Below are 12958 nucleotides of genomic sequence, written 5' to 3' on the forward strand. Positions count from 1 at the left end.
CGACTGCCATGTGGTTCACGCGCATCAGCATCCGCAACCCGGTGCTCGCCACGATGATGATGGCGGCCTTCGTCGTGATCGGGCTGTTCTCGTATCAGCGTCTGAAGGTCGATCAGTTTCCGGACATCACGTTTCCGGTGGTGGTCGTGCAGACCGCCTATCCGGGCGCATCGCCGGAATCCGTCGAATCGGACGTGACGCGCAAGATCGAGGAAGCGGTCAACACGATCAGCGGCATCGACCAGATTTCGTCGCGCTCGTACGACGCGCAGTCGGTGGTGATCGTGCAGTTCGATCTGTCCGTCGATGCAATCCAGGCCGCGCAGGACGTGCGCGACAAGATCGCGCTGATCCGCCCCGACCTGCGCGACGGCGTGAAGGAACCGCGCGTGTTGCGCTACGACCCGGCCGACATGCCGATCGTCACCGTCGCCGTGTCGAACCAGCCGGGCGCGTCGCTATCCACGCGCGATCTCACCACCGTCGCCGACCAGATCGTGCGCAAGCGGCTCGAAACCGTGCGCGGCGTCGGCTCGGTGACGCTGGTAGGCGGCGTCAAGCGGCAAGTGCAGATCGACGTGGACCCGCAGCGCTTGCAAGCGCTGTCGATCGGCGTCGATCAGGTCACCCGCGCCGTCCAGAACGAGAATCAGGAAATTCCGGCCGGCCCGCTGACGTCGCGCGCAATCGAACAGGATGTGCAGATCAAGGGCCGCTTCGCGACGCCCGACGATTTCAAACGGATCATCGTGGCGCGCCGGGGCGGCCAGGGCGCCGGCCAAACCAACGCGCCCGTCACGCTCGATCAGGTCGCGAACGTCGTGGACGGCCAGGAAGAACCGGACAGCACCGCGTTGCTGAACGGCCGCCGCGCGCTGTTCCTGTCGATCATCAAGGCCCAGGGCGAAAACACCGTGGACGTGGCACATGGCATTCGCGCGGCCGTCGCGCAATTGCAGCCGCAGTTGCCGCCCGGCGTGAAACTCGACATCACCGACGACTCGTCGATCAATATCGAAAACAGCGTCAACGAAGTGAAGCGCACGCTGTTCGAAGGCGCGTTGCTGACCGTGCTGATCGTGTTCCTGTTTCTCGGCTCGTGGCGCAGCACCGTGATCACCGGCCTCACGCTGCCGATCGCGCTGATCGGCACGTTCGGCTTCATGTATCTGTCCGGTTTCACCATCAACGTGATTACGCTGATGGCGCTGTCGCTGTGCGTCGGATTACTGATCGACGATGCGATCGTGGTGCGCGAAAACATCGTGCGTCACGTGCAGCTCGGCGCCGATCACCGCACGGCTGCGCTCGACGGCACGAAGGAAATCGCGCTCGCCGTGCTGGCGACCACGTTTTCGATCGTCGCGGTGTTTTTGCCGGTCGGCTTCATGGGCGGCATCATCGGGCGCTTTTTCCATCAGTTCGGCGTGACGGTGGCGGCGGCCGTGCTGATCTCGATGTTCGTGTCGTTCACGCTCGATCCGATGCTGTCGTCGATCTGGCCGGACCCCGATCTGCACGATGCCGAAACCAACCGCAAAGGCTATCGGTATGGCCGCTGGATCGCGAGTTTTCTCGGCTTTTTCGATCGCCAGGTGGACACGCTCGCGGTGTTTTATCAGCGGCTGCTCGGCTGGTCGCTGCAGCATCGCGCGATCACGCTGGCGATTGCCGCGGTATCGTTTTTCGGTGCGCTGACGCTGGTGCCGTTCGTTGGCACCGAGTTCGTGCCGAACGCCGATTTTTCGCAGACGCAGATCGGACTATCGACGCCCGTCGGCACCTCGCTCGACGCGACATCGGCGAAGGTTCAGCAGGTTCAGGCGATCCTCGCGCGCTATCCGGAGGTCCGCTACACGTACGCAACCGTCAACTCCGGCAATACGCAGGGCAAGAATCGCGCGCTGATCACCGTGCGGCTGAAGGATCGTCGCGACCGGAGCCGCAGCGTGCAGACGCTCAATCAGGTGTTTCGCGCGCGGCTCGCCGATGTCGCGGGCATCGCGATCAACGAGATCGGCATGCCCGACGGCGCGGGCAGCACGAAAGCCATCCAGCTGAGTCTGCAGGGCGACAATCTCGACGAACTGCGCCGGCTGTCCGACACGGCGCAGGCGCGGATGCTGAAAATTCCCGGCCTCGTCGATCTCGACGCGAGCCTGAAGGCCGACAAGCCAGTGGTCGCGATCAACGTGAAACGCGAACTGGCGTCCGATCTCGGCGTCGGCGTCGCGGATATCGGCACGGCCTTGCGGCCGCTGCTGTCCGGCGACGCGATCAGCACGTGGCGCGCGCCCGACGATCAGGATTACGACGTGAGCGTACGCCTGCCGCGCTCGCAACGGCAGAACGTCGCCGACCTCGCCAGGCTGATGATCACCACCAACCGCACCGATGCGAGCGGCTCGCCGGTGCTGGTGCCGCTGCGGCAGATCGCCGATATCGTCGAGACGACCGGGCCGGACGTGATCAACCGGCGCGACCTGCAACGCGAAGTGGAACTGTCCGCGAACGTCAACGGCCGCTCGCCGGGCGAAGTCGCCGCCGACATCTCGAAGACGCTCGACGCGATGCATTTGCCGGCCGGCTACCGTTACCGTTTCGAAGGCTCGACCAAGAGCATGAACGAATCGTTCGTGTACGCGGTTCAGGCGTTGGCGCTCGCGGTGATTTTCATCTACATGATTCTGGCGTCGCAATTCGCGAGTTTCGCGCAGCCGCTCGCGATCATGGCATCGTTGCCGCTGACGCTGATCGGCGTGCTGATTGCGTTGCTGCTGTTCGGCAGCACGCTGAACATGTTCTCGATCATCGGTTTCGTGATGCTGATGGGGCTCGTGACGAAAAACGCCATTCTGCTGATCGATTTCGCAAACCAGGCGCGACGCGGCACGTTGCTGGATGCGTCGGGCAAAGGGCGCGAAATGGCCCGGCGCGACGCGTTGCTCGAAGCGGCGAAGGTGCGTCTGCGCCCGATCCTGATGACCACGCTCGCGATGATTTTCGGCATGCTGCCGCTCGCGTCCGGTCTCGGCGAAGGCGGCGAGCAGCGCGGCCCGCTCGGACAGACGGTGATCGGCGGCGTGATCACGTCGTCGCTGCTGACACTGGTGGTGGTGCCGGTCGTGTATACGGTGCTGGAGGATTGGGGTGCGTGGGTGCGGCGCACGTTGCAGCGCCGGCGGCGATGATCCGCACGCACCCGCCCCGCGATATTGTTAAAGTACCGGTTTCCCGTTCCGCCCGAGCCACCATGCGCACCACCCGAGCCATCAACGCCGTCGAGCGCCTCAAAACCCGCAGCGGCAATCCGCAATTCGCCGCGGTGAGTCTGCCTGGCGGCCTGCTGTATCTCGTCGATAAATCCGGCGGCGCGGACAACAAACTCTGCGATCCGTTGCCGCTCGACGACTTCGTCAAGTTCGTCGATGCGCACGGCCCGGCGAAACCGCGCAAGGCAAGCAAGCTCGATCTAGCCTTCGAAGCGCAGATCGCAAAAAGCAAGGCAGGCGACGCGTCATAAGCGGATATCCCACCATGTCGAAGAACTCTGTCAAAACCGTCAAGATCGCAAACGACGACGCGCAACCGCTGCACACGAAGGGCCAGAAAAGCTTCAACGACCTCGTCAAAAAGATCGAGCTTCGGCGTGAACGGCTGATCACGTGGGAGAGCTTCCAGGTCGAATTCCACCGCAAATACGCCACGCAGTTGCTGCCTGCGCGCGAGGCCTTGCGCCAGGCGCATATCAAGATGGTCTACCGGCTCGACGAAATCAGTCTCGGCGAAAAGCTGAGCAAGGCCGAGCGAAACCGGGTCTCCGGATTGATCACCGGACTGGCGAGCCGGCGTCTGCGCGAACAGGACGACGCGAGGCTGGAGGCGGTTCACGACCGGCATAGCGACGCGCCTTTCCGCGCGACCGAACCCGACTTCACACCGGAGCAATTCGCGCTGATTCAGGAAGCGCTCGCCGCGACGATCGATGAATACAACGCCGGGATCGACGCGGAAGAGGAAGCCGAACGTCGCGCAGAAGAAGCGCGCCACGCGAAGGCGCAGCATGCCGACAGGCGCAAGGCCGCGAAAGAGGCGGCGGCGAAGGCAAAGCGGGACGCGCGGCAACAGGCGGAAGACGCGAAACTCAGCATGTCGGTGCGCGAGATTTACCGAAAGCTGGCCAGCGCGTTGCATCCGGATCGCGAACAGGACCCCGACGAACGCGTCCGCAAGACGACACTGATGCAGCGCGTCAACGACGCGTATCGCAAGGGGAACCTGCTTCAGTTGCTCGAACTGCAACTCGAAATCGAACACATCGACCAGCGCGCCATCAACACTTTCAGCGAAGACACGCTGAAGCGCTACAACAAGATCCTGCGCGAGCAGGTGCAGGAACTGGACGACGCGCTTTACCGGATCGAGTTCGAGTTCGCGTCGGGCTTCGCTCTGGATCCCGAATTCGCGGTGACGCCACGTAGCATGGGCCGCTTGCTCGACGAGGAAATCGCCAGAATGCAAAGCGGCCTCAAGGCGGTCAACCTCGATCTGAAGATGTTCGACGATATTCGTTACTTCAAGGACTGGATCAAGGCCGTGTCGCGCTATTAAAGCGGCCAGGCGTCCGCGCGGTCAGCGGCGGATCATCCGCCACGCCGCATTCGCGGCACTGCTCGCCAGCACGGCGTCGATAAACCGCAAGCCTTCGACGCCATCGTCCACGGTCGTCAGCAACGCGCTTTCGGCGGGCGGCGGCCGGCCGGCGTCGATCGCTTCGATCTGCAATGCCGCGTCGGCGTACAACTGTGCAAACGCCTCCAGATACCCTTCCGGATGACCCGGCGGCAAGCGCGTCGCGTGCGTCGCGGCCGCGCTGTGAACCCGACCGCGTGTCAGGCATTGCGCTGCGCCGCCCAACGGCGTCAACCACAATCGATCCGGCGTCTGCTGATCGAAGAGCAGATTACCGCGCGTTCCGTAGATCCGCACCTGCAGTGCATTTTCCGCGCCGCTCGCGACCTGACTCGCGAGCAAGGTGCCGCGCGCGCCGTTCGGATATCGCAGCAGCGCTTGCACGTGATCGTCCACACGGCGGCCCGCGACGAACGTATGCACGTCCGCTGCGATCGACTCCGGCAGCATGCCGCTGATAAACGCCGCGAGCTGATACGCGTGCGTGCCGATGTCGCCGAGGCAACCGGCCGGACCTGCCAGCGCCGGATCGGTGCGCCAGGCCGCCTGCCGGTTCGTGCCGCTCGCCTCGATGGGCGTGGCGAGCCAGTCTTGCGCGTACTCGACCTGCACGATCCGTAACTCGCCCAACTCGCCCGACGCGACCATCGCGCGCGCATGCCGCACCAGCGGATAACCGGAATACGTGTGGGTCAGCGCAAACAGTTTGCCTGTGTCGCGGGCAAGCTTCGCGAGCGCTTCGCCTTCGGCCAGCGACACGGCGAGCGGCTTGTCGCAAATCACGTGAATGCCCGCTTCGAGAAACGCGCTTGCGACGGGCGCGTGCAGATGATTCGGCGTGACGATCGATACGGCGTCGATGCCGTCGTCGCGCGCGGCTTCGGCGTGCGCCATCGTGCGCCAGTCGCTGTAACTGCGCGCGATACCCGCTTCGTCCGCGCTCGCTTGCGCGCGTGACGGATCGGATGACAGCGCGCCCGCGACGAGTTCGAAACGGTCGTCGAGGCGCGCGGCGATCCGGTGCACCGCGCCGATAAACGCGCCCTGTCCGCCGCCGACCATCCCGAGCCTGAGCCTTCGATGCCGTGTCATTGCACGCCCTCCGCGAACCGCGAAAACCGCTAGATGCCCAGTACGCTTTTGACTTGCGCCGCGTCGATGCCGCTGCCCGCGAAGTCGTCGAACGCGTGGTCGGCCACGCGAATGAGGTGCTGCCGGATAAACGCGGCACCTTCGCGCGCGCCGTCCTGCGGGTGCTTCAGCGCGCATTCCCATTCGAGCACGGCCCAGCCGGGAAAGTCGTATTGCGCCATCTTCGAGAAGATCGCGCCGAAATCGATCTGCCCGTCGCCCAGCGAGCGGAACCGTCCCGCCCGCTCCACCCAGCCGCTGTAGCCGCCATACACGCCCTGCCGTCCATCCGGACGGAACTCGGCGTCCTTCACATGAAACGCCTTGATCCGCGCGTGATAAATGTCGATGAACGCGAGGTAATCGAGTTGCTGCAACACGAAGTGGCTCGGGTCGTACAGGATGTTCGCGCGCGGATGCTGGTTCACGGCGTCGAGAAAGCGCTCGAAGGTCACGCCGTCGTGCAGGTCTTCGCCCGGATGCAATTCGTAGCACACGTCCACGCCCGCCGCGTCGAACGCATCGAGAACCGGCAGCCAGCGGCGCGCGAGTTCGTCGAATGCGGCTTCGACGAGACCCGCTGGACGCTGCGGCCACGGATACAGATACGGCCACGCGAGCGCGCCCGAAAACGTCACGTGGCTGGTCAGCCCCAGACGCTTCGACGCCAGCGCCGCGAGCTTCAGTTGCCCGATGGCCCATGCCGTGCGCGCCGCCGGATCGCCGCGCACCTGCGGCGCGGCGAATCCGTCGAACAAGGTGTCGTACGCGGGATGCACGGCCACCAGTTGCCCTTGCAGATGGGTGGACAACTCGGTGATCGCCACGCCCGCGTCATCGACGGTTTGCAGCAGGTCGTCGCAATACGCCTGACTGGCCGCCGCCCGTTCGAGGTCGATCAGACGCGCATCGGCCGGCACCTGAATGCCCTTGTAGCTGAGGCTCGCGGCCCAACCCGCCAGATGCGCGAGATCGTCGAACGGCACGTCGTCGCCCATGAACTGCGCCAGAAAGATCGCCGGTCCCTTGATGGTTTTCATCGTGCGAAGTCCGTGGTTGCGATAGCGGTTGCGGAGCAGGCCGGACCGTCAGAACGGCGAGTCGGGAAAGTAGAACTGCTGCGCGTTCTCTTTCGTGATCAGCACCGACGGAATGATCGTCGTGGCCGGCAGCTTATCGCCTTTCAGCCGTGCTTCGGCGGTCAGCTTGATCGCGTCGTAGATGAATTTCGGCGAGTACGACACATCGGCCTTGAGCATCGGCGCGCCGTCCATCACGTTTTTCACCATGCCTTTCGATCCCGCGCCGCCGAACACGATCTTGATATCGCTGCGTTTGGCCTGGTCGATCGCCTTGAGCACGCCGACTGCCATATCGTCGTCGGCGGCCCATACGGCGTCGATATGCTTGAAGCGCGTCAGGAAGTCCTGCATCACCTTGAACGCGTCGTCGCGATTCCAGTTCGCATACTTCGCGTCGAGAATCTTCATCTCCGGATAGTTCTTGATCACGTTCGAGAACGCGGTATAGCGTTCGTTGTCGAGCGTGGTCGGGATGCCGCGCAGCGCGACGATATTGCCCTTGCCGCCGAGTTCCTTCGCCAGATATTCGGCGGGCAGCTTGCCGAACGCGGTGTTGTCGCCCGCCACGTACGCATCCTGCGCGCTCGTATCCGTCAGGCCGCGATCCACCACGGTCACGTACACGCCCTTCTTCTTCACCTGCGCGACCGGTTGCGTCAGCGACGCCGATTCGAACGGGAAAATCACCAGCGCGTTGATCTTGTTGACGGTCACCAGATCCTGCAACTGGTTCGCCTGTTCGGGCGCGCCCGCCGCCGTTTTCACGATGATCTTCAGATCGGGATGGGCTTTCTCCAGATCGGTTTTCGCCTTGTTCGCCCACCAGACGATGCCGCCGGTAAAGCCGTGATCGGCGGTTGGAATCGCGACGCCGAGCGTGACTTTTTCGTCGGCGCGCGCGAGCGACGCCGTTCCCAGCATGCTCAACGTCAGCACGCCCGCACCGAGCGCCCGAACGGCGCGATTGATCTGTTTCATGTTCGTCTCCATATCTGTTATGACGGATGCGCGTGGCCGTCGCTGCCCGGCCATCTGTCACGCACGCGTCGATATCTGCACCGCGTTTGCCATGCCGCCCGACTGCTACTCCTTCGCCACTGCCACTCACGCCACTACTGCCGTCCACCAGAAAACTTCGATCCGTTCAGCGCCGTCCGCGCTGCAGGAACGCGACGACGATAATCACGATGCCCTGCACCGCCGCGTTCAGATACACGCTGATGATGCTGGTCAGATTCAGGATGTTCGCGATCACCGACAGCAACACCGCGCCGATCACCGTGCCGACCACGCGGCCTTCGCCGCCCTTCAGCGCGGTTCCGCCGACCACTACCGACGCGATCGCTTCGAGTTCCCACAACAGGCCGGTGGTCGGCGTGGCCGATCCCAGACGCGGCACGTACAGCACGGTCGCCACGCCGACGCAGATGCCGAGCAGCACGTACGTGACGATCTTCACCGTATCGACGCGAATCGCCGCGTAGCGCGCAACCTGCTCGTTCGATCCGATCGCCTGCACGTGTCGTCCGAACGCGGTGCGGTTCAGGATCAACGCGCCGCCGGCCGCCACCACGAGAAACACCCAGATCGGCACCGGCACGCCGAACAGGCTCGCGTAGTAGACGGGGCCGTACAGGTCGCTCAAGCCGTTGTCGAGCGTCAGCGCGCCGCCGTCCGCGAGCCACGTCAGCACCGCGCGAAAAATCCCCAGCGTGCCGAGCGTGACGATGAACGGCTCGATCCGTCCTTTGGTGATCAACAGTCCGTGCGCGCAGCCGAACAGGCCGCCCAGCACAAGCGCGAACACGATCCCGATCATGACGATCGTCAGCGGCGCGAACGCGTGCCCGCCGACGCCCGCGGCGAGCGCGTTCATCAGCCAGATCATGCTGCCCGCGATCAGCGCGGCCATCGATCCGACCGACAGGTCGATGCCGCCCGAGATGATCACGAAAGTCATACCGACCGCGATGATGCCGATGAACGACGTGCGCGTGAGCACGTTCATCATGTTGTCGACGGTGGCGAAATCGCGATTCAGCGCGGTGCCGAGTACACACAGCAGGATCAGTCCGAGCAGCGGTCCGAGTCCGTGCAAACGATGCGCAAGCCGCCACGCGCGGCCGCCGTGCGAGGCTTCAGTGGGTGCCGGTCGCATGGGCGATCAACTCCTCTTCGGTCAGATGTTCGAGGTCGAGCGTGGCTTGCAGGCGTCCCGCGCGCATCACCACTACGCGATGACACAAGCCGATCAGCTCGATCAGTTCGGATGAGATGACGATCACCGCGCGGCCTTGCGCGGCGAGCCGGTGAATCAGGAAATAGATGTCGCGTTTCGCGCCGACATCGACGCCGCGCGTCGGTTCGTCGAGCACGATCACGTTCGGGTCCGGTTGCAGGAACTTCGCGAGCGCGAGCTTCTGCTGGTTGCCGCCCGATAGCATGCGCGCGCGGCTCGCGAGATCGCCGGTGCGGATGCCGAAATCGCCGACCGCGCGGGTCAGCGCGGCGCGTCCGGCTTTCAGGTCGAGCAGCGGATGCGCGTAGCGTTCGAGCGTCATCAGCGTGAGGTTGTCCTGCAAGTTCAGATTGACGTGCAGCCCCTTGCCCTTGCGGTCTTCGCTCAGATACGTGAGACCGTGGCGCATCGCACGGCGCGGACTGTCGATCGCGACCGGCCGCCCCGCGATCTCGATGCGCCCCGCGCTGCGCGTCCTCAAGCCGACGATCGCCTCGAACGCCTCGGTGCGGCCCGCGCCGACCAGTCCCGCGAATCCGAGCACTTCGCCCGCGCGCACGCCGAAGCTCAATCGTTCGACCCAATCCGGCACGACGAGGTCGTCCACTTTCAGCGCGAAGGGCGCGTCGGCGGCCACTGTTTGCTTGGGCGGGAACATATCGGACACGTCGCGCCCGACCATCAGGTTCGCCATCAGCTGACGCGCGAGCCCCGCCGTTTCGCTGCGCGCGACAAACCGGCCGTCGCGCATCACGATCACTTCGTCGGTGATGCGTTCGACTTCGTCGAGCTTGTGCGAGATATAGACGATCGTCACGCCGTCGGCTTTCAGCTTCGCCATCAACGCGAACAGCCGCTCGGTTTCGGACGGCGTCAGCGTGGCCGTGGGTTCGTCCATGATCAGCAGACGCGCACGGCGCGACAGCGCCTTGGCGATCTCCACCATCTGCTTTTCCGCGACGATCAGATCGCGCACGCGCGTATCCGCCGGTTTTTGCAAACCGACTTCGGCGAGATAGCGTGTCGCGTCGCGGTTCATCGCGGCGTCGTCGAGCAGCCAGCCACGCCGCTTCTCGTGACCGAGATACATGTTCTGCGCGATGCTCAGATGCTCGGCAAGATTGAATTCCTGGTGAATCAGCACGATGCCGGCCGCTTCGGCGTCGCGCGAACCGGCAAATTGCTGCGGCGTGCCGTCGACCGTCAACGTGCCTGCGCTCGCCGTTTCGTAACCCGCGAGGATTTTCATCAGCGTGGATTTGCCCGCGCCGTTCTCGCCCAGCAAACCGTAGATGCGGCCCGGCGCGAGATCGAAGCTGACGCCGTGCAGCACGCGCACCGGCCCGAAATCCTTGCGGATATCGTCGAAACGGACGGCGAGGCTCATCGCTCAGGCGCTCCTTCTGACGATCACACGATGCGGCAGCAGCACGCCCGCCACCTCCGCCGACGGATTCGCGAGCCGTTGCAGCAACAGCCGCGCGGCGGTTTCGCCGAGTTCGCGCATCGGCTGCGCAATGGTCGTCAACGGCGGATCGATCTGCGCGGCGAGCGAAATATCGTCGAAACCGAACACGGCGACATCGTCCGGCACGCGCTTGCCGACACTGCGCAGCCCGTGCATCACGCCGATCGCCAGCGTGTCGGACACCGCGAAGATCGCGCTCGGCGCATCCGCCTGCTGCATCAGATGCGCAGCCGCCGATGCGCCCGCTTCGTAGTCGAGGCTGTTCAGATTGCGCCGCCAGCCGTCGAGCGGCGTAATGCCCGCGTCGTGCAGCGCGTCGAGATAGCCTTGCTGGCGCTGACGCGCGTACAGATAGCCGACGTCGGAGTTGATCAGCGCGATGCGCCGGTGGCCGCGCGCCAGCAGATGACGCACCGCGTCGCCGGCCGCGCGATAGTTGTCGATGCCGACGTACGGCACGCCCATCGCCGGATCGAACTCGCAGCACGCGACCCACGGCAACGCGCCCGACTCTTCGGCCAGCGCCTGCTGCACGGTGGCGGGATCGAGGCAGATCGCACCGTCGGCGCGGCGGCGGCGCAGCAGGTCGAAATAGCTGCGCTCGCGACCCGGATCGGCGCCCGTGTCGCACAGCAGCATGAAATAGCCGTGCTGGCCCGCCACGCTGTCGATGCCGCGCACGATCTCCGCGTAAAACGGATTGCCGACGTCGGGCACCATGGTCAGCAGCAGGCGGCTTGCGGCGGTGCGCAGATTGCGCGCGAGTTCGTTGACGCGGTAGCCGTTGCTTTCGACCGCGGCGAGCACCTTGTCGCGGGTCGCCGGGCGCACGTTCGAATGGCCGTTGAGCACCCGCGACACGGTGGCGACCGACACGCCGGCCTGCTCGGCGACGCCCGCGATCGAATGCGCGGCGGCAATTGGCGCGCGCATCCCCGAGACCGTCCGACCGTTTTGCCGCGTGCTGGACACTGTCGATCCCCGCGAAAATGTAATCGATTACATTTTTGGGTGATCGCACGCCGAAGCGCAAGGTCCTGTCGCGTAGGGATAAACACCGACCGGCGCGGCTCCGGCCGGGGCCGTGGCGCGCCCGGAAGCGGACGGAATCCACCTGTGGTTTGGTACAATTCCGCCGTTCCCCAACCCACTCGCTGCACTCAACCGCCGAATCCACCATGAATATCGAGCAAGCGCGTTTCAACATGATCGAACAGCAGATCCGCCCCTGGGAAGTGCTCGACCAGGACGTGCTGAACCTGCTGTCGATCGTCAAGCGTGAGAACTTCGTTCCGGCCGTCTACCGCGATCTGGCCTTCGTCGACTTCGAAGTGCCGCTGCCGGCGGGTCAACACATGCTGGCGCCACGCATCGAAGCGCGCGTGTTGCAGGAACTGGCGATTCGCAAGCACGAAACCGTGCTCGAGATCGGCGCGGGTTCGGGTTATATGGCGGCATTGCTGGCCGCGCGCGCGCAGCACGTGCTGACGGTGGACATCAACGAAGAGCTGGCCGAACTCGCCAAAAGCAACCTGAGCGCCAACGGCGTCCTGAACGCCGAAGTCGCGACCGGCGATGCATCGCGCGGTTGGCCCGCAGCGGCGCCGTACGACGTGATCTGCGTGTCGGGCGGCCTGCCGGTGTTGCCGCAAGAAATTCTCGAACAACTGAAAGTGGGCGGCCGTCTCGCGGCGTTCGTCGGCACCGCGCCGGTCATGAAGGCGCAAATCATCACGCGTATCGACGACAAGCAATACCGGATCGCCGATGTGTTCGAAACCTATGTCGAACCGCTGATCAACGCCGCCCAACCGCCGCGCTTCAAGTTCTGAACGCCGCCGGCGCGGGTCGCGGCCGTCGTGCCGTGATGCGCTGCCGGTCGGACGTCGCTGTCGCCCATTCTTTTTAGCCGTCACCCGAACTGGATGTCCCGCCGATGCAAAACCTGACTGCTCCCGACCTCGCCGCGTGGCTCGCCGACGAATCGCGTCCCTCGCCCGTGCTGCTCGACGTACGCGAACCGTGGGAAGTGCAAACCGCGCATATCGCCGGCAGCGTGTCGATCCCGATGCGCGACATTCCCGCCCGCAGCGAAGAACTCGACGACGACGCAACCATCGTGTGCGTGTGCCATCACGGCGCGCGCAGTGCGAGCGTCGCGATGTTTCTCGAAACCCAGCGCGGCTTCAAGAACATGATCAACCTGCAAGGCGGAATCGACGCATGGTCGCGCCAGGTCGATCCGTCGGTTCCGACTTACTGAGCCCGCCCTCCGCATGACGCGCCGGGCCGTGCCGGTCCTGCTGGCCGCCCGCGCGCGATCGACAGCGCGCTGTTCCCGTCTCC

The 12958-nt window shown here is 64.7% G+C and carries 11 protein-coding genes; 5 read left to right on the plus strand and 6 right to left on the minus strand.

The annotated features are described in order from the left end of the window. Positions 1–8: 8 nt before the first annotated feature. The 3 genes from PW947_RS21160 (at position 9) to PW947_RS21170 (ending at position 4611) form a co-directional block, all read left to right on the plus strand. Positions 9–3191, plus strand: coding sequence for an efflux RND transporter permease subunit (locus PW947_RS21160; RefSeq protein ID WP_299634337.1), 3183 nt, complete (start codon positions 9–11; stop codon positions 3189–3191). 62 nt (positions 3192–3253) lie between these two features. Continuing rightward, positions 3254–3523: a hypothetical protein gene (locus PW947_RS21165; protein WP_299634338.1), complete on the plus strand. Its 270-nt coding sequence runs from the start codon at positions 3254–3256 to the stop codon at positions 3521–3523. Between the two features lie 14 nt (positions 3524–3537). After that, on the plus strand, positions 3538–4611 hold the full coding sequence (locus tag PW947_RS21170; RefSeq protein WP_299634339.1) for a J domain-containing protein: 1074 nt from the start codon (positions 3538–3540) through the stop codon (positions 4609–4611). 21 nt (positions 4612–4632) lie between these two features. Here the strand turns inward: PW947_RS21170 and PW947_RS21175 are convergent, their stop codons facing one another. The 6 genes from PW947_RS21175 to PW947_RS21200 all read right to left on the minus strand — a co-directional run bounded on the left by PW947_RS21175 (position 4633) and on the right by PW947_RS21200 (position 11545). Beyond that, positions 4633–5784 (minus strand): Gfo/Idh/MocA family oxidoreductase, encoded by a 1152-nt coding sequence (locus PW947_RS21175; RefSeq protein ID WP_299634341.1) that lies wholly within the window; start codon positions 5782–5784, stop codon positions 4633–4635. 29 nt (positions 5785–5813) lie between these two features. Continuing rightward, entirely contained in the window at positions 5814–6863 is a 1050-nt protein-coding gene (locus PW947_RS21180) for a sugar phosphate isomerase/epimerase (protein WP_299634343.1), read from the minus strand. A gap of 48 nt (positions 6864–6911) precedes the next feature. Beyond that, positions 6912–7883, minus strand: a complete 972-nt coding sequence (locus tag PW947_RS21185) for a substrate-binding domain-containing protein (protein ID WP_299634345.1) — start codon at positions 7881–7883, stop codon at positions 6912–6914. 166 nt (positions 7884–8049) lie between these two features. Continuing rightward, a complete protein-coding gene (locus PW947_RS21190) occupies positions 8050–9063 on the minus strand; it encodes an ABC transporter permease (protein ID WP_299634346.1) in 1014 nt (337 codons plus the stop codon). Continuing rightward, on the minus strand, positions 9044–10531 hold the full coding sequence (locus tag PW947_RS21195) for a sugar ABC transporter ATP-binding protein (protein ID WP_299634348.1): 1488 nt from the start codon (positions 10529–10531) through the stop codon (positions 9044–9046). The genes PW947_RS21190 and PW947_RS21195 overlap by 20 nt, the downstream gene beginning before the upstream one ends. Before the next feature lie 3 nt (positions 10532–10534). Then, a complete protein-coding gene (locus tag PW947_RS21200; RefSeq protein WP_299634350.1) occupies positions 10535–11545 on the minus strand; it encodes a LacI family DNA-binding transcriptional regulator in 1011 nt (336 codons plus the stop codon). Between the two features lie 245 nt (positions 11546–11790). On the opposite strand from PW947_RS21200, the gene PW947_RS21205 reads away from it, so the two are divergent. Together PW947_RS21205 and PW947_RS21210 are read left to right on the plus strand one after the other, a co-directional pair. Then, a complete protein-coding gene (locus PW947_RS21205) occupies positions 11791–12444 on the plus strand; it encodes a protein-L-isoaspartate O-methyltransferase (protein WP_299634352.1) in 654 nt (217 codons plus the stop codon). 104 nt (positions 12445–12548) lie between these two features. Further along, positions 12549–12875, plus strand: coding sequence for a rhodanese-like domain-containing protein (locus PW947_RS21210; RefSeq protein ID WP_299634353.1), 327 nt, complete (start codon positions 12549–12551; stop codon positions 12873–12875). The last annotated feature ends 83 nt before the right edge of the window (positions 12876–12958 follow it).

Source organism: Paraburkholderia sp. (assembly GCF_028283785.1).
Lineage (GTDB): Bacteria > Pseudomonadota > Gammaproteobacteria > Burkholderiales > Burkholderiaceae > Paraburkholderia.